Source organism: Pseudomonas sp. Y5-11, assembly GCF_022368695.1.
Classification (GTDB): Bacteria; Pseudomonadota; Gammaproteobacteria; order Pseudomonadales; family Pseudomonadaceae; genus Aquipseudomonas; species Aquipseudomonas parakoreensis.
Window position 1 is genome coordinate 2,536,506 of record NZ_CP058974.1, and the last position, 23,840, is coordinate 2,560,345.

Consider the following 23,840-nt stretch of genomic DNA (forward strand, 5'->3'; position numbering starts at 1 on the left):
GGAAAGTTCCATTCACTTTGCGACATACGGCGAAGTAATGCTGAAGGGGAGGGACGCGTAGCGGCAGATTGGTGACGGTTTTTTGTCACTCGGGTGATTCACCACCGTTACGTAGCGCTAGCGGGTTTGCGGCATCGATCAGGATTGCGCAGTGCTTGAAAGCACCGACCTTTCCTTGTTTGCGCTACCTGCGAAACGAACTGTCGAGGTGCGAGCGTCACCCCGGCAACCCGCTTGAGCCATGGGCGTGCTTCGCGAACCAGTGCCGACGGTGTTCGGCAGCGGAGGAGTTTCACATGGCAACGCTCATCGGGATCGTCACTAAAGTCATTGGTCAGGTGTTTGCTCAAGGCACCGACGGCACTCGCCGCGCTTTGGTCGAGGGCGACCGCTTGTTTGCCGGCGATCAAGTGATCACCGGCGCAGAAGGCGCTGTCGCCATTCATTTGCAAAATGGCCACGAACTGACCCTGGGTCGCGACAGCAGCATGACCCTGTCCGGGCAACTGCTGGCCAATCAGGCGGTGCACATTGATTCCCCTGAAGCGCTGATGCCGAGCGAAGCGCAACTGACCGATGTCGAGCAGATTCAGAAAGCCATCGCTGCCGGCGAAGACCCGACCAAAGCCGCTGAAGCCACCGCTGCGGGCCCGAATGCGCCGACTGGCGTGCCGGGCGAGGCGGGCGGTGGTCACAGCTTTGTGTTGCTGACTGAAGTCGGTGGACGAGTGGATCCGGTCATCGGCTTCCCGACCGCCGGTTTCAATGGCATTCCCGAGTTTCCCGAAGAGCGGCATAACGCAGTCATCGACCGTGGCGACAACACGCCGATCGTGCCGCCGCCGGTCAACAATCCGGTGACGCTCAGCGGCCTCGCGGTGCCGGGGGGCGAGCTGACCCTCAACGAAGCCAACCTGCCCGATGGCTCCTCGGCCAACCCCGGCGCGCTGACTCAGAGCGGCAGCTTCACGGTGTCGGCGCCGGACGGCTTGAGCAGTCTGAACATTGGCGGGATCAGCGTGATCAGTGGCGGCGTGGCGGCGGGTTTCCCGCAGTCGATCACCACGCAACTGGGCAACACCCTGACCATCACCGGTTACAACGCTGCGACCGGGGTCGTCAGTTACAGCTACACCCTCAACGGCAATGACGCCCATCCGGCCGGTGACGGCGCCAACAGCCTCAGCGAACATTTCACCGTGACCGCCGGTGACAGCAATGGCGACAGCGCTACCGGCTCGCTCGACGTCAACATCATCGACGACGTGCCCAGAGCGGTGAGCGACAGCAACGCCAATACCGCCTCGGAAACCCTGCTGACCCTCACCGGCAACGTGCTGAGCAACGACGTGCAAGGTGCCGATCGCGTGCCCACCGGGCCTGTGACTGCCGGCACCTTCACCGGCACTTTCGGTACGCTGGTGTTGAATGCCAATGGCACGTACACCTACACCCTGAACACCAGCGACGCTGATTTCAAAGCGCTGCACGGTGGCGGCAACGGCACAGAGACGTTTACCTACACCATCACCGACTCGGACGGCGATACCAGCACTGCGAATCTGGTTTTGCAGATTCACAACAACGACGATCCGGTGCTGATCAATGGCCTGAACGCCGAGGGCGGCGAGCTGACGGTTTACGAGAAAAACCTCAGCACCGGCAGCGCGCCGGACGCTAACGCACTGACTCAAAGCGGCACGTTCACGATTACCGCGTTGGACGGCGTCACCACACTGACCGTGGGTGGTATTGCTGTGGTGACTAATGGTGTGGCTGCTGGCTTCCCGCAATCGGTGACGACACCGCTCGGCAGCACGTTGACCATCACTGGTTTCAACGCAGCTACCGGTGTGGTCAGCTACAGCTACACCCTCGATCACAACGACGCCCACCCAATCGCCAACGGCGCCAACAACCTGCCTGAGCAATTCGCCGTCACCGTCGTGGACGACAACGGCACCACTGCCAATGCAACCCTCGATGTGAACGTGATCGATGACCTGCCCAAAGCGGTCGATGACAGCAACACGGGCACGGCCTCGGAAACCACGCTCACGCTGACCGGCAACGTGCTGACCAACGACGTGCAAGGTGCCGATCGGGTGCCCACCGGCCCCGTCACTGCCGGTACCTTCACTGGCACTTATGGCACCCTCGAACTGCACACCGACGGCACTTACACCTACACGCTCAACCCGACCGATACCGACTTCAAAAACCTGCACGGCGGCGGTAACGGCACCGAAACCTTCACCTACACCATCACCGACTCGGACGGTGACACCAGCACGGCGAATCTGGTGCTGCAGATCCACAACAACGACGATCCGGTGGTCATCAGCGGCCTGGATGTAAACGGTGGCGAGCTGACGGTTTACGAGAAAAACCTCAGCACCGGCAGCGCGCCGGACGCTAATGCACTGACCCAAAGCGGCACCTTCACCATCACTGCGCAGGACGGTGTAACGAGCCTGACTGTCGGTGGTATCGCCGTGGTCACCAACGGTGTGGCCGCCGGCTTCCCGCAATCGGTCACTACTCCGTTAGGCAGCACGCTGACCATCACCGGTTTCAACGCGACTACGGGGGTGGTGAGTTACAGCTACACCCTCGACCACAACGACGCCCACCCAATCGCCAACGGCGCCAACAATCTGCCCGAGCAATTCGCCGTCACCGTGGTCGATGACAACGGCACCACTGCGAATGCAACCCTCGATGTGAACGTGATCGACGACCTGCCCAAAGCGGTGAACGATTCCAACGCCAACACCGCATCAGAAACCAATCTGACCCTGACTGGCAACGTCCTGACCAACGATGTACAAGGCGCCGACCGCGTACCCACCGGCCCCGTCACCGCCGGTACCTTCACCGGCACCTATGGCACCCTGGAACTGCACACCGACGGCACTTACACCTACACGCTCAATCCGACCGATGCCGACTTCAAAAACCTGCACGGCGGCGGCAACGGCACCGAGACGTTCACCTACACCATCACCGATTCTGACGGCGATACCAGCACGGCGAATCTGGTGCTGCAGATCCACAACAACGACGATCCAGTGCTGATCAATGGCTTGAACGCCGAGGGCGGCGAACTGACGGTCTACGAGAAAAACCTCAGCACCGGCAGCGCGCCGGACGCCAATGCACTGACTCAAAGCGGCACCTTCACGATTACCGCTCTGGACGGCGTCACCACGCTGACCGTCGGCGGCATCGCCGTCGTCACCAATGGTGTGGCCGCAGGCTTCCCGCAATCGGTCACTACTCCGTTGGGCAGCACGCTGACCGTCACTGGTTTCAACGCAACGACCGGAGTTGTCAGCTACAGCTACACCCTGGTCGATAACGAAGCCCACCCAACCGCCAACGGCGCCAACAACCTGCCCGAGCAATTCGCCGTCACCGTGGTGGACGACAACGGTACGACTGCCAATGCAACCCTCGATGTGAACGTGATCGATGACCTGCCCAAAGCGGTGAACGATTCCAACGCCAACACCGCGTCAGAAACCAATCTGACTCTCACCGGCAACGTCCTCACCAACGACGTTCAAGGCGCTGACCGCGTACCGACCGGCCCCGTCACCGCCGGTACCTTCACCGGCACCTACGGCACTCTGGAGCTGCACACCGACGGTACCTACACCTACACGCTCAACCCGACCGATGCCGACTTCAAAAACCTGCACGGTGGCGGCAATGGCACCGAAACGTTCACCTACACCATCACCGATTCTGACGGCGATACCAGTACGGCGAATCTGGTGCTGCAGATCCACAACAACGACGATCCGGTGGTCATCAGCGGCCTGGACGTAAACGGTGGCGAACTCACGGTCTACGAGAAAAACCTCAGCGACGGCAGCGCGCCGGATTCCTCGGCACTGACCCAAAGCGGCACGTTCACCATCACCGCTCTGGATGGCGTCACCACGCTGACCGTCGGCGGCATTGCTGTGGTGACTAATGGTGTGGCTGCTGGCTTCCCGCAATCGGTGACTACACCGTTGGGCAGCACGTTGACCATCACCGGTTTCAACGCAGCAACCGGTGTCGTCAGCTACAGCTACACCCTCGATCACAACGATGCGCATCCAACCGGCAACGGTGCCAATACCTTGCCTGAGCAATTTGCCGTAACGGTGGTGGATGACAACGGCACCACCGCCAACGCGACCCTCGACGTCAATGTGGTCGACGATCTGCCTAAAGCCGTGGATGACAGCAACACCAGCACCGCCTCGGAAAGCCAGTTGATCCTGACCGGCAATGTCCTGACCAACGACGTCCAGGGCGCCGACCGCGTGCCGACCGGCCCAGTGACTGCCGGGACTTTTACCGGTACCTACGGCACGCTGGAACTGCACACTGACGGCACTTACACCTACACACTGAACACCAACGACGCCGACTTCAAAAACCTGCACGGTGGCGGCAACGGCACCGAAAATTTCACCTACACCCTCACTGATTCCGACGGCGATACCAGCACCGCCAACCTCGTCCTGCAGATCCACAACAACGACGATCCGGTGATCCTCAACGGTCTCGACGTGAATGGTGGCGAACTCACGGTCTATGAGAAAAACCTCAGCGACGGCACCAGTCCCGATGCATCGGCGCTGACTCAGAGCGGTACCTTCACCGTGACCGCGCTCGACGGTCTGCAAACCCTGACCGTGGGCGGCATCAACGTCGTCACCGGTGGTGTGGCCGCAGGTTTCCCGCAATCAACCGTCACGCCGTTGGGCAGCACGCTGACCATCACCGGCTACAACCCGGCGACCGGCGTGGTCAGCTACAGCTACACCCTGGTCGATAACGAAACCCATCCGAACGGCAATGGCGCCAACAGCATCACCGAGAACTTCAACGTGGCGGCGACTGACACTGACGGCAGCACCGCCAGCGGCCAGATCAACGTCAACATCATTGATGATCTGCCGAGCGCGCACGCCGATTCCGCCTCGGTGGCGGAGGGCGGCACCGTCAGCGGCAACGTGCTCGACAATGACATCGGCGGCGCCGACGGCCCGGCGGTGACCGGCGCGGTGGTCGGTGTGCGCGCCGGCTCCGACACCTCGACCTCGGCCATTGGCGGCCTCAACAGCAACATCAATGGCACCTACGGTTACCTGACGCTGGACGCCAACGGCAACGCGGTCTATCACAGCAACCCCAATGCCGTGAACGGCCCCGGTGCGGTGGATGTGTTCACCTACACCGTGCGCGATTCCGATGGCGATGAAAGCACCACCACCATCACCATCGATGTCGCCAACAGCAAGCTGTATGCGACCAGCGACACCGATGTCACCGTCTACGAAAAAGCCCTCGACCTGACCAAGGACGGCGCCGATCTGGCCCCGGGTACGGTCACCGGCAGCGACCCGACCAATACGGGCGAAACCGCCTCCGGCACACTGGTCGGTTCGGTCACCGGTGCGGTCGGCGCCATCAGCTATGCGCTGGTCGGCAGTGCCACCGGCAACTACGGGCAGATCGTGCTCAACCCCAACGGCACTTACACCTACACCCTGACCTCGCCCGCGACCACCACACCGCATGCCGACGACGGGGCCAATACCCTGACTGAAACTTTCACCTATCAGGCCACCGATTCGCTGGGCAATGTGGTCACCAGCACCATCGTCGTCAGCATCGTCGATGACGTGCCCAAAGCCCTCAACGACAGCAACGCCACCAGTGCCTCGGAAACCCAGCTGACCCTGACCGGCAACGTGCTGACTAACGACGTGCAAGGCGCGGACGTGGTCGCCATCGGACCGAATGCCGGGCCGATCACTGCCGGTACGTTCACCGGGACTTACGGCACGCTGGTGCTCAATGCCAACGGCACTTACACCTACACGCTTAACCCGGCTGACGCCGCTTTCAAGGCGCTGCACGGCGGTGGAAACGGCACCGAGACATTCACCTACACGCTCACCGATGCCGACGGCGATACCAGCACCGCCAACCTGGTGCTGAACATCCACAACAACGACGATCCGGTGGTGCTCAACGGCCTCGACGTCAATGGAGGCGAACTCACCGTCTACGAGAAAAACCTCAGTGACGGCACCAGCCCTGACACCCCGGCGCTGACACAGAGCGGTACGTTCACCGTCACGGCCCTGGATGGCCTGCAAACCCTCACTGTCGGTGGCATTGCCGTCGTGACCAACGGGGTCGCCGCAGGCTTCCCGCAATCGGTGGTGTCGCCGCTGGGCAGTACGTTCACCGTCACCGGTTACAACCCGGCGACCGGCGTGGTCAGTTACAGCTACACCCTGGTGGATAACGAAAATCACCCGACCGGCAACGGCGCCAACAGCCTCACCGAAAACTTCAACGTGGTCGCGACTGACATCGACGGCAGCACCGCCAGCGGCCAGATCAACGTCAACATCATCGATGACCTGCCGACCGCCAAGGCCGACACCGGCTCGGTGGTGGAGGGCGGTACGGTGAATGTCAGCGTGTTGGGCAATGATGTCACCGGTGCGGACGGCGCAGCGGCGGGTGGTGCTGTGGTCGGTGTGCGCGCCGGCGGCGACACCTCAAGCTCGGTGATCGGCGGCCTCAACAGCAACATCAACGGCACTTACGGCTACCTGACGCTGGACGCGGCGGGTAACGCCGTTTACCACAGCAACCCCAACTCGGTGAGCCCACCGGGCGCCACCGACACGTTCACCTACACCATCCGCGACGGTGATGGCGATGAAAGCACCACCACCCTCACCATCAACGTCGCCGACAGCAAACTGATTGCATCGGTCGATCAGGACGTGACGGTCTTCGAAAAGGCCCTTGACCTGACCAAGGACGGCCAGGACCTGGCGCCCGGCACGGTCACCGGCAGCGACCCGAGCAACACTGGCGAAACCGCCACCGGTACGCTGGTCGGTGCGGTCAGCGGCGGCAGCGGGGCGCTCACCTACACCCTGGTCGGCAGCGCCACCGGCACTTACGGGCAGATCCAGCTCAACGCCGACGGTAGTTACACCTACACCCTGACCTCGGCGCCGAAAACCACGCCGAACGCCAACGACGGCGCCAACACCCTGAGCGAAAGTTTCACCTACAAAGCCACCGATGCGCTGGGCAACAGCACCACCAGCACCCTCGTGGTCAACATCGTCGATGACGTGCCCAAAGCCGTGGCGTCGGATCGCTCGGTGGCGGCGGTGGAGATCGATTCCAATCTGCTGATCGTCCTCGATATTTCCGGCAGCATGGTCGACCCGTCCGGCGTGCCGGGCCTGTCGCGGCTGGATCTGGCGAAACAGGCGATCAGTGCCTTGCTCGACAAATATGACGACCTCGGCGACGTCAAGGTGCAGCTCGTCACCTTCAGCAGCAGCGCCACCGACAGGACCTCGGTGTGGGTTGACGTAGCGACCGCCAAATCGATTCTCGCCGGCCTCACGGCGGGCGGCGGCACCAACTACGATGCGGCGGTTGCGATGATGCAAACCGCCTTCAATACTTCGGGCAAACTCACCGGGGCGCAGAACGTCGGTTACTTCTTCTCCGACGGCAAACCGACCACCGGCCAGGAAATCGGCACCGCCGACGAGACCGCGCTGAAAAACTTCCTCGATGCCAACAACATCAAGAACTATGCGATCGGCCTGGGCAGCGGCGTGAGCAACGCCAACCTCGATCCGCTGGCCTATGACGGCATCAGCCACACCAACACCAACGCGGTGGTGGTCACCGATCTCAATCAGCTCAACTCGGTGCTGTCGGGCACTGTCGAAGGCGCGCCGGTCACTGGCTCGCTGCTAGGCGAGGGCGGTACGTTCGGCGCCGATGGCGGCTTCATCAAATCCATCGTGGTCGACGGCACCACCTACACCTATGACCCGCGCGCCAACAGCGGTCAGGGTTCGCTGACCGCAAGCGGCGGCACCAACCACGGCACGTTCAACACCGTGAACAACACGATCAGCATTGCTACCAACAACAGCGGCACGCTGGTGATCAACCTCGATACCGGCGACTACAGCTACACCTCGCAGAAAACCACGACCACGGTGATCACCGAGAACATCGGTTTCACCCTCAGCGACAATGACGGCGACCTCGCCAGCTCGACGCTGACCGTGAAAGTGATCCCCAATTCGCCACCGGTGGCGGTGGACGACCACGTCATCACCAACGTGCTGTCGAGCAGCGTCACGGTGCCGGGCGAACTGTTGCTGGCCAACGACACCGACCCGGATGGCGACACGCTCAACGCCTCGCCAACCAGCTTCAACACCGGGTGGGTGGCCAAGGGCGCGGACTTCACCGGTACCGGCGCGATCACGTTCAACGGCACCAGCAACACAGCGGCCAACCAGAACCTCGCCGACGTGCGTAACGCGTTCGCGGCGAACACCGCCGCGATGACCGCGGTGCTGGTGGTCAGTGGTTACCTCGGTGCGGTGACCAACGCCAATGCCAACGATGAAGACCTGATCACCGTCAAACTGAAGCAGGGCGAAACCCTCAACCTGGATCACAACCTCGCGGCTGGCCACGTCACCATGGAGTACTCGGTCAACGGCGGCGCGTTCGTCAGCATCGCCGACGGCGACACCATCACCGCCAACGCCGATGGTACCTACCAGATCCACGTGACCAACATCAGCAACACCAGCGGCGGCAACCCGAATGCAGCGGAAAACTATCAACTGACCATGACAGTCAATTACGCCGGCGCCCACGACGTGACGCCGGACTTCAACGGCACCTACACCGCCAACGACAACCATGGCGGCAGCGACACGGCCAGCGTCAGCATCACTTATCAGGATGGCCACACCCTCACCGGCACTGCCGGGGATGACATTCTGGTGGCGGGCAGCGGCAACAACCTCCTCAATGGCGGTGACGGCAACGACGTACTGACCGCCGGGTCCGGCAACAACGAGATGCACGGCGGTGCGGGCAACGACTTGCTCTACAGCGGCCCGGGCAACGACATTCTCGACGGCGGCACCGGCATCGACACGGTCAGCTATGCCCACGCCACCGCCGGGGTTACGGTCAACCTCGGCCTGCTCGGTGCGCAAAACACCATCGGCGCCGGCACTGACACGATCAGCAACATCGAAAACCTGGTCGGCTCGAACTTCAACGACACCCTGACCGGCGACAACAATAACAACGTGATCAACGGCGGGCTGGGCAACGACATCCTCAACGGTGGTGGTGGCGATGACCTGCTGATCGGCGGCATGGGCAACAACACCCTGACCGGTGGAGCGGGAGCGGACACCTTCCAGTATCTCAAGGGCAACACTGGCCACGACACCATCACCGACTTCACCCCCGGCACCGACAAGCTCGACCTGTCACAACTGCTGCAAGGTGAAAATGGCACCACCGCGTCGCTGGACGACTACCTGCACTTCACCGTCACCGGCAGCGGCGCGTCGGTGCTTACCAGCATCGACGTCAGCGCCCTGGCCGGCGCCACGCCGAACCAGACCATCGACCTGGCCGGCGTCAACCTTGCCAGCCACTACGGCGTGACACCGGGGGCGGGCGGCGTGGTGGCCGGCGGGCATGACACGGCGACGATCATCAGCGGCATGCTCAATGATCATTCGTTGAAGGTGGATACAGTTTGACTGAGGTCTGAAACGACAAAACCCGCCGTTCCGGTTGGGGAGCGGCGGGTTTTTACACTTGTCGAATGAAGCCTCCGTTTGCCGCGCCTCGCTCAGGGCAATACAACTTTCGGCAACAGACCTGTGTAGGGCGGCAGTGTGTTGAGCGATTCCATCACCCCGCTCAAGCTTGCCCCCTGTTTCTTCAGGCCGATACCGCGTATGCCGAAATCGTTGCCGATGCCGTAGTCCTGATGATTGACGATATAAAGCCTGATGAGCTGGCGAACGGGGACGGTGAATGGCATCGAGAAGTCATACCAGACCCCGTTCTTCGGTAACTCATAGGCGACTTGCGGGCCATTGGGCAAACTGGTGGAGATCGACAGGAGTGGATTGACCAGATTGGGCGCAGGAGAATCGGGAACGTGAGTCGCCTTCATGCTCAGTATGTAAGTGCCGGGGGACAGTATGAAGTCCTGGTAGAACACGGCTCCCGCGTAGCCTGTAGCAGGGTTTATGTCCGTGAAGTTGAAGAACGCCTTGACGCCCGAATGTACGCGGATGAATCCGGAGCGGGCACCTGTGAAAGGGACCCAGCCATTGTAAGAGTCGTCCTGAAAGTCGGTCGCGTGCACCCGTGAAAGTGTTCTCGCCTGGGAGGCCGGGAACGAAGCATCAGCCGGCTCGACTGTAAAAGCATGGTCGCCAAGTTCCTGCCCGGAGAGCGTATGGCTCCAGTCACCCGTGGCGCCTACGTTGATGCTGGCTGTCACGGCACCATTGTCGCGCAGTACGATCGTCTGACTGGCCGTTCCCTTGCCCGTTAGCACGAACGTCGTGGCAGTGGTGGAAGCACCATCGGGCACTTCCGGGCCGGTGGCGGAATCGGCTTTCACCGAGGTAATGGTGGGTGCCACCGGCGCAATCGCCCGGACGGTGTAAACCTGGTCCGGGAACTTCGTCGCCGTCGCGAAGTTTCCGCTCTTGTCCTCCGACACCCAGAACTCCATCAGCAAACCGGAGCCGTCCGCCAATTGGGACAGAAAGCTGGCTGGCAAGGGCTTGGGCCAGAAACCCTGGCTGACCCAGGTCGCATTCACCCGGCTGGCACCGCCATTCCAGATCTGCAAGGTGACGGCTACCCCGGCACGATTGCGGCCTGTCAGTTTGAGCCACACCTGCTGCCCCGACGCGATGGCCGTCCATGACTGGCCGTGAATCGTGGCGTCTTTGCCCTTCAGCGCCACCACGTCAAGCGTCTTGCCCGGTTCGGCTTCCACGATGATCGGCGGGTTCAGGACGCGCTGATTGGCGTTGATCACAATGGACGTCGTCGGTGACACATTGCTGTTGCTCAACTGATCGACCACCGTAGCGCTTACCGGATGGGTGCCGTCACCGATCTGCTGCAGATCGGCACTGCTCAGGGTGTAGCTGATCGGGTTGGCAGGGTGGGCGTAGGGAATGGTTTTGCTCCACCTCCCCACGGTCAGCGTCACCACGTCATATTCGCGTGGGTAGTTGCGAGTTAACGTGAACGTGGCAGGCTGCCCCGGGGCTACACTGGCCGGATGGCTGGCCGTGATGCCGGAGGCCGGGTTGTTGAACAGCACGTTGAGTACCGGGGTGGAATCGTCGAAGTTGCCGCTGGGTCGGGTTACCCGATAAAACAGGGTGTTGCCGCCATCCACCAGCCCGCCCCACGGCAGTTCCATGTCGATGGGGTCGTTCTCCTCGCCCGGTTTTATGATCTTGATCACAGAGGTCGCCAGGCCGTTGACCCACAACCTAACGGAGTCATTTGCTTGCAGCGTGGTGGCCAGTGTCGTGACTGGGTCGATCACCATGAACAGCGCGGTGGTCGGTGAATGAAGGCTCAGGGGAATACCGAGATGGTAGACCCCTGGCGGAAATACCTTTTGCTCTGCTCCCGGAATGGCCATGGGGAACAACCTAAGCAAGGCGTTAGTCTCTGCCGAGTTGACATTTATGCTCATGCTGCTCTCCTGACGTGCGTTGAGAACCCTCTACGGGAGGACTTCATTACACCGTGAGCGGAGAGGGTCGTCACCTGTCAGATCTGACAGGTGAACGGGTTTCAGGACGAGTGGTTGGCTGGTGAGAGCGGCTTCTTCCGGGGCGGCGGCCCGACAATGCCAGCCCGTCTGGCACATTGACAGGACTAAAACCCGTCCCCAAGGAACACAAGTCGGCGGATTCGGGCGAATGCGCAGTTAAAGGCGCAAGGTTGTGTGGTTTTGCGGATATGTCCTTGAACACGTTTAGCTAATTTCGAAGGCGTTGAAATGACAAAACCCGCACTCCCGGTATTAAGGAAAGCACGGGCTTTGGGTTGGGATGAAAAATAAATGCGTCCCCTTTTGCGGTGCGGACACCTTCCAGTACCTCAAGGGCAACAGCGGCCACGACACCATCACCGACTTCACCCCCCGGCACCGATAAGCTCGACCTGTCGCAACTGCTGCAAGGTGAAAACGGCACCACCGCGTCGCTCGACGACTACCTGCACTTCATCGACCTGGCCGGCGTCAACCTCGCCAGCCACTACGGCGTGACCCCGGGGGCGGGCGGGGTGGTTGCGGGTGGGCACGACACGGCGACGATCATCAGCGGCATGCTCAATGATCATTCGTTGAAGGTGGACACGGTGTGATCAGGGTCTGAAACGACAAAACCCGCCGCCCCGGTTGATCGGGACGGCGGGTTTTTTCTGTTTGAAACATCACAGCCTGGATATCGGGCAATTGCACCGCCAGATTGTCCACCCGTGAACATTCTGGACGAGTGGCAGGGAGCGGTAGTCGTCTTGCTCCCGTGGTTGCACTCCATCTTTACCGTCGCTGCATGGTGAAAAAGTCAAAGGCGATCAGGTCCATTCTTTTTGTGACGATCCGCATGCTCCAGATGTTGTTTTCACTGGACGTGCATGACACCAATTGCGGCTCGGCCTGGTTCAAAAGATATTCATGCTGTATTTGCTGATTTGTCTGGTTGTAAAAATAGACTGAAATGTCGCTGAACTGGGCGAACCTGCAATAGCAACTGACAGCGGAATAACCCCAGTTGAAGTTTATGCGCATGTCTTGCGAGGTACCCGAAGCGTCCACGTGCATTTCAAGAATCTGCCCCGAACTTCTGTTGGCTATGGCGCTGAATGGTCCTCCGTGAGTTGGCTTGATACTCGAAAGAGCGGTGATCCCGAGGCTTCCACTTCCTCCGGAAAATGCAATTGTCATGCTGGGCAAAGTTATCTGTCCGCCAACCGTTATGGTTCGGGATGGATAACTATCGAAGTTCTCCGAAAGCACGACTTGCACCGTCAGTTTCCTCTGCGCCGAAACGGCGCCCGAGCCGTACACGGCTTTTACGGTGAAACTGTGCAGGCCGGCGATGAGTTCGGAAACTGTCTGCGTCCACACTCCCGAAGCGTTCACCTTGATCTGTCCCTTGCGGACACTGCCGTCGTAAATCTCGACCAACGCATTGGGGCTCGCTGCACCGGTCAAGACGATTTTTTTCTCATAGGTAGACGCACCGTTGGCAATCTCGCTGGTATTGATCGTGCCTTTTACCGAAGTAATCGTCGGCGCCACCTCCTGCGCTACGATCACCGTCCACACTGGCGAAACAGTACTCGACCCGTACAGCGCTTTTGCCGTGAATCCGTGACTGGCTCGGGTCAGACCCGTGAGTGTGAATCTCCATTTACCACTGCCGTCTGCCTTGACCTTGCCTTTGGACGTGGTGCCATCGAAGATTTCGACTTCAAGAAATGCATTGGCCGTGCCCGACAGTGTGACGCTGGTATCGGAGGTCGTGCCGCCATTGGCAATCACAACGCCGCTGGCGTCATGCGCGGCGGTAATGGCCGGTCTTTGGCCGTACACGACGGTGAGTTTTCTCACGTTCGATGACGGATTGGTTGCATATTGGCCGACGGCGTTGATGCTGAGCGGCACGTCCTGCGTGAGGCCGGTGAGCCGGAGGCTCCATGCGCCGTTCGTTGCGGCCTTGGCCTTGCCTTTGGCAAGGCTGCCGACGAAAACCTCCACCTCCTGACCGGCGGGCGCCGTGCCGCTGACGGTCACTTCCTTATGCACGGTGTAGCCGTTGTCGGGAATTTCCCAGCCGCTCAAGTCCTTCACCGAAGTGATCGTCGGTGCCACCAGGGCGACCGATCGGATGGTGTAGGTGCGAAGTGGAAACACCACCGCGTTGTCTTTGATGTTGCTCTTATCCAGCGCTACCAGGAAGTGGAGGGTCAGGGGGGTATTGTGGCCAAGTTGCTTGAGGAAGCTGTTGGCGAATGTCCGTGGCCAGAACCCTTGGTTCAGCCACGTCGCGTTGACGTAATTGCCGCCGCCATTCCAGACCGTCAGGTTGTGCGCGCTGCCGTCGGCTTTCTTGCCTTCCAGCCGCAGCCATACGTGCTGACCGACGTCGATCAGCGTCCAGAGCAAGCCGTGGATGGTCGCGTCTTTAGTGCCGAGTGCATTGACGTCGAGCACGTTGTTTGCGTCGGCGTCGATGATTTTTGGAGGAATCAGGGCCGATGCGGGTAGCGGAAGAATGTTCAGTTTCAACGGCGGTGATGTGGTGGATACGCCGTTGCGGATAACGGTGTAGTCCACGGTGATGGGGCTGTTCAGGGAGAAGGCCAGCACTGAGCGCGGCACCGCGATTTCCAGGCCGGCACTGACCAGTCGTTGCGGGCTGGTGTAGGAGCCGTCTGCGGCGGCTGTCGAACCGGTCCAATTCACGAAAACCAAGTCGCTGGGCAACAAGCCTGTGGGGATCATCACGCGGATTTGCGGCTGGGTCGGGCTGAAGTTGTTGCCGGACTGACCGATGACGGTCGGGGCGCGCAGATCAAGGCGGCTGAGGTGTATGTCTATGATTTGTTCAGAAGATCGTGCGCGATTGCCCAACTGATCGATGACGTAGAACTCGGCGACCGCATCGGGGCCGTCGCCTGCCTTTTCGAAGTCTGCCGTGAACAGCGTCAGGGTGATCGGAGCCGGGGCATCCGGGACGTTGAATCTGAAAATGGTATCGCCCAACTTAAACTCGATACGATCAAATGACCGGCGGTTAGTGTAAGTGAACGTGAACACAACGCCCTGCGCAGCCCGATCGGCACTCACGCCATGGGTGACGACGTCGGGTGGAATCGTCAATACCAGACTCGTCGAAGGACGCAGGTTGTACAGCACCGTTAATTTTCTTGATTCTTCAACATTCCCACCCACGCGCGTGACGACGTAGTTAACCGTATTGACCCCTTGGTTGAAAAAATCGGATGGTATGTACAGCGAGAGGCGTTGATTTTCTTCACCTGGAGCAATGGTCTTGCCCGCGGGGGTTTTTTCGCCGTCAACGTAGACGTCGACTCGATCATGGGCGGCCTTGGTCGAGGCAAGCATTTGCAGTTCGACCCAAGGGTCAATCAATACTTCAAGCCCCCTTGGATCGGCGGTTACAAGCGCTCTGGACACTCCCACGTCAGCGATGCCATCGGGTTTGACCGGTGTTATCGAGCCTTGGATGATCAACGGGTACAACACGAATAACTGATTCAGAGTTGATGACTGGATATCCATGGCGCGTACCTTGAGTGAAAGAAGTCTGTCCAGACGGAACTGACTCATCTCACATCAGGTGGAGGCGGCTGCCTACTGTCAGATCTGACAGGTGCGGGCAGGTTTAAGACGAGCGGTCACAGAGCTTCGGGCTAAACAACAAAATCCTGCGCGAACGCCGTCCCTCTGAAGAAGCTGCCGAAGGCTGCGATCTTTGATTTTTAAACAACAAGATCAAAAGATCGCAGCCTTCGGCAGCTCCTACAGTGGGAATCAAGGTTTGTGCAGGGTTTTCTGCCGCAGGATATAGACCGTCACCAGCACCGCACTGGTCAGCATGAACCCCCGCGCCCATGGCAGTGGCACCAGATAGCACGAGAACAGAATGCTCGCCCACATCAGGCCGATCGCGTAGACCTTGCCCTTGAGCGGAATGCCATTGCCATCGAGGTAGTCGCGGATCCATGGCCCAAGCTTTGGATGCTCGACCAGCCATTGATAGAAACGTGGAGAGCTGCGCGCGAAGCAGGCCGCTGCGAGCAGAAGGAAGGGAGTGGTGGGCAGCACGGGCAGGAAAATCCCGATCACCCCCAATACCACGCTGATCCAGCCGATGGCCAGCAGCAAGTAGCGCAACATCAGGGGGCGGTTGCCTATGGGGTTGTCCATAGGCCGGATCTTAGTGATGGCGTGGCTTGAGGATCGCCGGTTTTTCGTCCGGGGCCTGGCACAGCAAATACAGCGCGGTCAGGGCTTCCGGGATCTGCACGATCATGTCGTCCATCAGGTTGGCGTCCTTGGCGATGTCTTCGAACTCTGGCTGCTCGTCGAACAGACCCGAACCGACCATGATCGGCAGGAGCATTTCGCTGACTTCTTCTTCAGCGGTTTCGAACCAGGCCGCTTCGCGCAGGAACACACCTTCCATGAAACCGATGCACCAGCCGCGCAGTTCGGAGTCGTCCGGCTCGTCGCCCAGATCCAGATCGCACGGCAGCTCGAATTCTTCGTCGGATGCCAGTTGGCGGGCGATGTGTGCCTTGAGGCCGATCAGCGTGGCTTCGATCTCTTCGCGCTGCGCGTCGCTGCTGTAATGCGGCTCTTCGGCGAACAGGGCGTCGATCCACTCACGCTCCGGTACATCTTCTGCACAGATCGACAGGGCGGTCAGGTAACCGTGGGCGGCCACGTAATCCAGCGCCTCTTCGTGCAGCTCGTCGGCGTCGAGGAAGACTTGCAGGCGGGTCAGTTGCTCAGCGAAGGACATTACGGGGCTACCTTGGGGAATAAACAATGCGGGAATTCTAGGCCTTCTTGCGCGCTCAAGCCAGCCGCATGGCAGATTTGCCCGCCACGGCCCGCAGATCCACCGAGGATCCCTGTAGGAGCTGCCGAAGGCTGCGATCCTTTGATTTTGTTTTTCAAGATCAAGATCAAAAGATCGCAGCCTTCGGCAGCTCCTGCAGAGGGGTGCAGGAATGACTCTACTCAGCGGCACCCCTCGTCGGGAAGGGCTCGGGTATACTGCCGCGTTTTGCGCTCCCTGCTTGTCGCGCGGCTGTCATTGCAATGCGCTCTTACGTTTTGTTTAAGCAGCCCTGGCTGTCCTGAACCAGCCTGTGCAGGGATGTTTCGGTAGATTTTTGGAGTTTTTATGCTCGAACAGGCTCAACGCGTCCTCAAGGACATCTTCGGCTACGACAGTTTCCGTGGCCGCCAGGGTGCGATCATTGAGCGCGTGGCCAGCGGCGGTGATGCGCTGGTGCTGATGCCTACCGGTGGCGGCAAATCCCTGTGCTTCCAGGTACCGGCGCTACTGCGCGAAGGCCTGGCGGTGGTGGTGTCGCCGTTGATCGCCCTGATGGACGATCAGGTCGCCACCCTCGAAGAGCTGGGCGTGGCCGCTGCTGCACTGAACTCCACGCTGAGCGCCGAACAGCAGCGCGATCTGGCGGCGCGAATCAAGCGTGGCGAAGTGAAGATGCTCTATCTGGCGCCGGAACGTCTGGTACAGCCGCGCATGCTGTCGTTCCTGCAAGGGCTGAACATTGCGCTGTTTGCCATCGACGAGGCGCATTGCGTATCGCAGTGGGGTCATGACTTCCGCCCGGAATACCTGCAACTGGGCCAGTTGGCGGAAATGTTCCCCGATGTGCCGCGCATCGCCCTGACCGCCACGGCCGACAAGCGCACCCGCGAAGAAATCGTCACCCGCCTGCACCTGCAGAACGCCGAGCGCTTTCTGTCGAGTTTCGACCGGCCGAACATCTTCTACCGCATCGTGCCCAAGGAGCAGCCGCGCAAGCAGTTGCTGGCGTTCCTTGCCGAGCGCCGCAGCGATGCCGGCATCGTCTACTGCCTGTCGCGCAAAAAGGTCGAGGAAGTCGCCGCGTTCCTCACCGAGCAGGGCTTCCCGGCGCTGCCGTATCACGCCGGTCTGCCCAACGATTTGCGCGCCTACCACCAGAAACGCTTCCTCAACGAGGAGGGCCTGATCATGGTCGCCACCGTGGCGTTCGGCATGGGCATCGACAAGCCCAACGTGCGCTTCGTCGCGCACCTCGACCTGCCCAAATCCCTTGAGGCCTACTATCAAGAAACCGGGCGCGGCGGTCGTGATGGCCTGCCGGCGGATGCGTGGATGGCCTACGGTCTGCAAGACGTGGTGATGCTCAAGCAGATGCTGCAGAACTCCGAAGGCGACGAGCGCCACAAGCGCCTGGAGCAGCACAAGCTCGACGCCATGCTTTCGCTCTGCGAAGAAACCCGCTGCCGCCGGCAGACGCTGCTGGCCTATTTCGACGAAGACATGCCCGAGCCGTGCGGCCACTGCGACAACTGCGTCGACGGCGTGCAGACCTGGGACGCCACCGAGCCGGCGCGTCAGGCGCTGTCGGCGATCTATCGCACCGGCCAGCGCTATGGCGTCGGCCATCTGGTGGACGTGTTGCTGGGCAAGGATAACGAAAAGGTCCGCAGCTTCGGTCATCAGCATCTGTCGGTGTATGGCGTCGGCAAGGCGCTGAGCGAAAGCGAATGGCGCTCGCTGTTTCGTCAGTTGGTGGCGCGTGGTCTGGCCGACGTCGATCACGAGGGCTATGGCGGTTTGCGCCTGAGCGACACCTGTCGGCCATTGCTCAAGGGCGAGGTGACGCTGGAACTGCGCCGCGACCTCAAGCCGCAGGTCACCGCCAAGACCGCCAGCAAGAGCCCGGCCAGCCAACTGGTGCGCGGCGAAGAGCGCGAACAGTGGGAAGCCCTGCGCGCGCTGCGGCGCAAACTCGCCGAAGAGCATGGTGTGCCACCGTACGTCATCTTCCCCGACTCGACGCTGCTGGAAATGCTCCGCAGCCAGCCAACCTCGCTGGCCGACATGGCGCGGGTCAGCGGCGTGGGTGCGCGCAAGCTGGAGCGTTACGGCGAGGCCTTCCTCGAAGTGCTTGGCGGCGAAGCCGAAGCGCCGAAAGCGGTGGCCGACGTGCGCCACGAACTGATCACGCTGGCCCGCGCCGGCATGACCCCGATGCAGATCGCCGGGCAGTTGCAGTGCTCGGAAAAGAACGTCTACACCATGCTCGCCGAGGCCATTGGCAAGCAGCAATTGTCGCTGGAGCAGGCGCTCGACCTGCCTGAAGAACTGATGGGCGAGGTGCAGGATGCGTTCCTCGACGGCGAAGGCGAGTTGCCGTCGGTCGCCGAAGTGGCCGAGCTGTTCGCCGGTCGGGTTCCGGAAGGCGTTCTTTACTGCGTCAGGGCTGCGTTGCAATCTGAGTTTGAAATGTAAGAGGGCGTTTGCGCCAACCGTCAGGCAGTTGTAACGATTCAGTACAGGTCGGCTCTTGCCTATAGCCAAATGTCATGCTTAGCTGACTAATAATTAGTTTTTCTCTATTTGTCAGTCTACTCATGAGTGTTTTATGCCGTTAACCGATCAACACCGCTTTGGCATGCAATTGGCCCAGATGTCCCGTGGCTGGCGCGCCGAACTGGATCGCCGACTGGCGGGGCTGGGATTGTCCCAGGCGCGCTGGCTGGTGCTGCTGCATCTGGCGCGTTTCGAAGAGGCGCCGACCCAACGCGAGCTGGCGCAAAGTGTCGGCGTCGAGGGGCCGACCCTCGCGCGTTTGCTCGACAGTCTGGAAAGCCAGGGCCTGGTGCAACGCCAGTCGGTGATGGAAGACCGCCGGGCGAAAAAAATCGTGCTCTGCGCACCTGCGCTGCCGCTGATCGAACAAATCGAAACCATTGCCACGCAACTGCGCCATGAATTGTTCGAAGGCGTCGACGAGGCGGATTTGAAGGTGTGCATGCGGGTTCACGGGCACATTCTGGGCAACCTGGAAAAATCTTGAGGCATAACCGCGTGCCGGTTTTTTGAGAGATCGCGCTGAGCAGACTATAAGAACTACTGGGCAATATCGTGTTCGTACCGGATGTGCGAATGCATAGAAACCGGTTTTGCTTATCTAAGGGATGCTCATGCACGCAAGTCGGCACGTGGTACTGCGCAGTGGCGCCAAATGGCTGCTGGTCGCTGGCGTTTTCAGCTATTCGACCTGGTCGATGGCACTGGGCCTGGGAGACATCACGGTACACTCGGGTCTCAATCAGCCATTCAAGGCCGACATTGCGCTGGTGGATGCCGCTGGCTTGAGTGCCAGCGATCTCTCGGCCAGCCTGGCCTCGGCAGATGAATTCGGCCGGGCCGGGGTGGAACGGGTGTTCTTCCTCAATGACCTCAAGTTCACCCCGATCCTGCATGGCAATCGTCAGATGATCCGGGTGACCTCGCGCAAGCCGGTCAAGGAACCCTTTCTGAATTTTCTGCTGCAGCTCGATCAGCCCAATGGCCGCCTGCTGCGCGAGTACACGGTGCTGATCGATCCGCCTGGATCGCCCAGTATCGTACCGGCCACGGATGAACCCGATCCCCATCCGCAATCCTCTGAATTTCCCGCCGTCGAGCCTGCCACTGCGGCGCCGCAGGCAGCCCAGGGCAAACGCGATGCACCGTCCTCGGCGCCGACATCTCCAGCGGCGGCTTCGCCCGCCAGCGATGCCCTCGCGGAGCAATTGGCGACCAGCGTATTGCTCAATCAGCAACTGCAAAAGACGGTGGACGAACTCAACGTCAAACTGCAGGCGCAGGATGTGCAGATTGCCGACGGTAAAAAACAGGTCAGTGATCTGCAAACGCGTTTGACCGAATTGCAAAAGCCTCCGGCACCGGTGATTACGCCGCCAACCCCAGCGCCAGCACCCGCCGCGCTGCCAGTCGAGGACAATGATCTCAACTGGCCGCTGTTCGGCGGCTTGCTGCTGTTGTTGGGCCTGCTGGCGGGCGGGCTGTTCGTGCGCCGTCGCCGGCAACTGGCCGAAAATGCAGCGCCGCTGGCGCTTGCCCCGACCGGTCACGAGCCGGATCTGGACGACAGATCCACTGCGCCCTCGATAGGCCTCGGTGCAACACCCGAGCATCGTGAAGAGCCGGCGGCGGGAGATGTGCTGGAGGCGGTGGGAATTTACCTGGCCTACGGACGCCTGAACGAGGCCGTCGGGCTGTTGCGCGATGCCTTGGACAAAGAGCCGGAACGCATCGATCTGGGCGTGCAATTGCTTGAAGTGTTGGGACGTCAGGGCGACAGTGCCGCTTTCGAGCAACAGGAAAACCAATTGCGCCGGGCAGGAGTCGATCCTCTGCAACTGGAGGCGATCCGGGCGCGTCATCCAAAGCTCACCCGTGTTGCAGCGATCACACCGGTGTTGCCTGTCATCGCTGCAGCACCGATTGCGCCAGCACCACCGGCGCCTGAGGACGATTTCGAATTGAACCTGGGGGAGCTGTCGATGGCTTCAAGTTGGGATCTTGAAGACAGTCGGACGGCCGCAGATCAGCCATCCGCGGGCGCCCCCGCGTCGGACTCAAGCCTTGAAGTGCTGCCGGTGGACTTCGAGTTGCCCGAGGTCGCCGCGAGTGACGAGGCGGAGCTGGAGTGGATTCCCGAACCCGACGCGCAGCCACTGGATGATGACTTTCTCAATGAATTTGGTGACCCGCCGCCATCACTGGCGCTGGAGCCACTGACACCGCAGGAGCCGGAACCTGCTGTCGCTTCGGTGAAGCTTGAACAGGCGCAAACCTGTATTGATGACGGGGATATCGACAGCGCCATTGCGCTGCTCAATGAGTTGCTCAAGGAAGGGGACGAGCCTCTCAAGCAAACGGCGCGGACGTTACTCGCGGGTATTCGCTGATGTTGAGTCACCGCAATTGTGCAGTGACTGGACTTTCACCTTCGCGAGCAAGCTCGCTACCACAGTTGGAATGCGCTCCATTGTGGGAGCGAGCTTGCTCGCGAAGGCCTCAGGGCTGGCAACATCAATCCACCTGAATGATCAGAACGTCTGCCCCAGATTCAGATAAACCGCCTGTTCATTCGCATCATTCAAGCCATAGGTGAAATTCAACGGTCCCAACGGCGTATCGAAACCGATGAACACACTGGCGGCGTTGATGTAGCCACTGTCGAATTCGTTGTCGTTGTTCCACGCCCGGCCGCGTTCCAGCGAGGCGCCGGCATACAACGGGAAGTCCAGTGGCAGGTACGAACGCGGGGTCAACCGGCGGTAATACACCGCGCGCATCAGGCTGACGTTTTGCCCGGAGATCGAGTCCTCGCGAAAACCCGACAACTGCCGTGCGCCGCCGAGCAGGAAGCTTGAGGTCACCACGTTGGTGTCATCCAGCGTACGTCCATAGCGTCCACCGAGAATCAGCGTATCCGGACCGCGACTCATGGCCTTGTCCAGCTTGAACTCCCACTGGCGGTAACGGGTGTCCGAACCCAGGCTTGGTTCGAATTGCAGCAAGGTCAGGCTGATGTCTTTGCCGTCGTGGGGGTAGTAAACGTTGTCCAGCGAGTCGAACGAATATTTCAGCGAATAGAAGCCTTCGTTGAAGTGTTCGCTCGGCAGGTCCTGATCTCCAATGCGCACGTCGGCCTTGCCCCAGGCTTCGCCGACGCCGAAACGCACTTCGCCGTTGTTGCCGATCTGCCGTCCGACATTCAGGGCCATACCGTAGCGTTCGACCCGGTATTGGGCGATCGGATCGTTGTCGAGCACCGCGTCGACGTTCTGCGCCTGGAACACCAGAGAGGGCGCGATGAAGTAGCGCGAGCCGACATCCAGCGGTTGATAGAACTCGGTGTACAACTCCTGTTTGTCGCCGATCTGCGCCCGGGTCAGCCATTCCGCGCCGAGACGGTTGATGCCGTTGATCCGATAGCTGGCGCCGAGGTTGAAAGCGCTGGCGCCGCGCATGTCGTCCGACAGGTTAAGGCCGACCCGCAGGTAATCGGTACCGCTGCGTTTGCCTCGGGCGCTGATCACCAGCGTGTGATCCTGGCCCTTGTGCACCACGCGGTACTGCACCTGTTCGAAGTAATCGAGGCCGTACAGCGTGCCCATGTCCGAATGCAGTCGACCGAGATCCAATGGTTCACCGATGGGCTGGCGAATGTAGTAGCGGATCACGTCGTCACCGACTTTCGAATTGTTCTCGACCTTGATCGCGGTAATGATCGGCGTGCGCTGGCCCGGGGCGCGGGCCGCATTGAGTTCGGCGTCTTGAGATTCGTGGGGTTTGAGCTGAGCGAGGCGGGCGTCGAGAATCCGCGTGGCGCGGTAACCGGCGTCGATCATCTCCTGGGCCTTGCCGAAGTCGGTGACGCCAAACGCCGCCAGCGCTGGCTGGATCAGCACATCGCCGGGTTTGAGGGCGGCCAGTTGTTCTTCGGAATTGCGCCGGGTCATCAGGGTGATCGACTGGTTCAGCACATCAACCACGGTGGCGAGTTGCTTGCGGTTGCGCAGTGGCGTGCCGATGTCGACCACGATTGCCACGTCGACGCCCATTTCCCGCGCGACGTCGAGCGGGATGTTATCGGTCATGCCGCCGTCCACCAGCAGCCGGCCGTCCAGTTCGACCGGGGCGAACACCGCCGGGATCGACATGCTGGCGCGGATCACCTGCGGCAAGTGACCTTTGCGAAACACCACTTTTTCGCCGTTGGCGATGTCGGTGGCGACCGCGCGGAACGGGATTGGCAGCTTGTCGAAGTCGCGGGTGTCGCTGGTATGCGCCAGCAGGCTTTCCAGCATCAGCGCCAGGTTCTGGCCCTGAATCACCCCCAGCGGCAGGCCGAGGCTGCCGTCATCGCGGAAACTCAGTTGCTGTTTCACCAGAAAGTCGCGGTCGTCCTGTTTGCGGCGAAACGGCACGTCTTCCCGGGGCGGGGCGTCGGACAGCGCCTGTTGCCAGTCGATGTTCAACGCGAGTTTTTCCAGCTCATCGATCTTGTAGCCCGAGGCATACAGGCCACCGACCACCGCGCCCATGCTGGTGCCGGCAATTGCATCGATCTTGATACCTTGCTCCTCAAGGGCCTTGAGCACGCCAATATGCGCCAGACCACGGGCAGCACCACCGGACAGCACCAGGCCGACTTTCGGGCGGGGGGCTTCGGTGGCATGCACGCTGACATCAATAAAGAACGGCAGAAAGCCAAGCAACAGGCAGAACAGCAAACGGCGCATGGTGAGTCTCGGGGCA

At 60.7% G+C, this 23,840-nt stretch carries 10 protein-coding genes; 5 read left to right on the plus strand and 5 right to left on the minus strand.

The window, feature by feature from the left end; genetic code table 11:
- Positions 1-296 precede the first annotated feature (296 nt).
- Entirely contained in the window at positions 297-9,644 is a 9,348-nt protein-coding gene (locus HXW87_RS11420) for a retention module-containing protein (RefSeq protein WP_239778929.1), read from the plus strand.
- Positions 9,645-9,736: 92 nt separating this feature from the next.
- Here HXW87_RS11420 and HXW87_RS11425 read toward each other — a convergent pair whose 3' ends face one another.
- Positions 9,737-11,623, minus strand: a complete 1,887-nt coding sequence (locus HXW87_RS11425) for a hypothetical protein (RefSeq protein WP_239778930.1) — start codon at positions 11,621-11,623, stop codon at positions 9,737-9,739.
- Between the two features lie 389 nt (positions 11,624-12,012).
- Between HXW87_RS11425 and HXW87_RS11430 the strand changes: the two genes are divergently transcribed.
- On the plus strand, positions 12,013-12,300 hold the full coding sequence (locus tag HXW87_RS11430; RefSeq protein WP_217325477.1) for a type I secretion C-terminal target domain-containing protein: 288 nt from the start codon (positions 12,013-12,015) through the stop codon (positions 12,298-12,300).
- Between the two features lie 178 nt (positions 12,301-12,478).
- Here HXW87_RS11430 and HXW87_RS11435 read toward each other — a convergent pair whose 3' ends face one another.
- The 3 genes from HXW87_RS11435 to HXW87_RS11445 all read right to left on the minus strand — a co-directional run bounded on the left by HXW87_RS11435 (position 12,479) and on the right by HXW87_RS11445 (position 16,493).
- On the minus strand, positions 12,479-15,295 hold the full coding sequence (locus tag HXW87_RS11435) for a hypothetical protein (RefSeq protein ID WP_239778931.1): 2,817 nt from the start codon (positions 15,293-15,295) through the stop codon (positions 12,479-12,481).
- Between the two features lie 204 nt (positions 15,296-15,499).
- Positions 15,500-15,895 carry a YbaN family protein gene (locus HXW87_RS11440; RefSeq protein WP_182404101.1) on the minus strand — a complete coding sequence of 132 codons (396 nt, stop codon included), beginning with the start codon at positions 15,893-15,895 and terminating at the stop codon, positions 15,500-15,502.
- A gap of 10 nt (positions 15,896-15,905) precedes the next feature.
- Positions 15,906-16,493, minus strand: a complete 588-nt coding sequence (locus HXW87_RS11445) for a YecA family protein (RefSeq protein WP_025110580.1) — start codon at positions 16,491-16,493, stop codon at positions 15,906-15,908.
- Positions 16,494-16,880: 387 nt separating this feature from the next.
- On the opposite strand from HXW87_RS11445, the gene recQ reads away from it, so the two are divergent.
- The 3 genes from recQ to HXW87_RS11460 all read left to right on the plus strand — a co-directional run bounded on the left by recQ (position 16,881) and on the right by HXW87_RS11460 (position 21,481).
- Positions 16,881-19,010, plus strand: a complete 2,130-nt coding sequence (gene recQ / locus HXW87_RS11450) for a DNA helicase RecQ (protein ID WP_047292421.1) — start codon at positions 16,881-16,883, stop codon at positions 19,008-19,010.
- Between the two features lie 133 nt (positions 19,011-19,143).
- The gene (locus tag HXW87_RS11455; RefSeq protein ID WP_016984207.1) at positions 19,144-19,578 is read left to right on the plus strand and encodes a MarR family transcriptional regulator; all 435 of its coding nucleotides are present in this window, start codon (positions 19,144-19,146) and stop codon (positions 19,576-19,578) included.
- Between the two features lie 127 nt (positions 19,579-19,705).
- Complete coding sequence (locus HXW87_RS11460; RefSeq protein WP_239778932.1) at positions 19,706-21,481, plus strand: FimV/HubP family polar landmark protein; 1,776 nt, start codon at positions 19,706-19,708, stop codon at positions 21,479-21,481.
- A gap of 141 nt (positions 21,482-21,622) precedes the next feature.
- Here the strand turns inward: HXW87_RS11460 and HXW87_RS11465 are convergent, their stop codons facing one another.
- Complete coding sequence (locus tag HXW87_RS11465; protein ID WP_239778933.1) at positions 21,623-23,824, minus strand: patatin-like phospholipase family protein; 2,202 nt, start codon at positions 23,822-23,824, stop codon at positions 21,623-21,625.
- Positions 23,825-23,840: the final 16 nt, after the last annotated feature.

Bases quoted from the DNA above. Each gene is read 5' to 3' on its own strand.
- HXW87_RS11435 (WP_239778931.1), bottom strand. From the start codon at position 15,295: ATGAGTCAGTTCCGTCTGGACAGACTTCTTTCACTCAAGGTACGCGCC.
- HXW87_RS11420 (WP_239778929.1), top strand. From the start codon at position 297: ATGGCAACGCTCATCGGGATCGTCACTAAAGTCATTGGTCAGGTGTTT.
- HXW87_RS11460 (WP_239778932.1), top strand. From the start codon at position 19,706: ATGCACGCAAGTCGGCACGTGGTACTGCGCAGTGGCGCCAAATGGCTG.
- HXW87_RS11465 (WP_239778933.1), bottom strand. From the start codon at position 23,824: ATGCGCCGTTTGCTGTTCTGCCTGTTGCTTGGCTTTCTGCCGTTCTTT.
- HXW87_RS11440 (WP_182404101.1), bottom strand. From the start codon at position 15,895: ATGGACAACCCCATAGGCAACCGCCCCCTGATGTTGCGCTACTTGCTG.
- HXW87_RS11445 (WP_025110580.1), bottom strand. From the start codon at position 16,493: ATGTCCTTCGCTGAGCAACTGACCCGCCTGCAAGTCTTCCTCGACGCC.
- HXW87_RS11455 (WP_016984207.1), top strand. From the start codon at position 19,144: ATGCCGTTAACCGATCAACACCGCTTTGGCATGCAATTGGCCCAGATG.
- HXW87_RS11425 (WP_239778930.1), bottom strand. From the start codon at position 11,623: ATGAGCATAAATGTCAACTCGGCAGAGACTAACGCCTTGCTTAGGTTG.
- recQ (WP_047292421.1), top strand. From the start codon at position 16,881: ATGCTCGAACAGGCTCAACGCGTCCTCAAGGACATCTTCGGCTACGAC.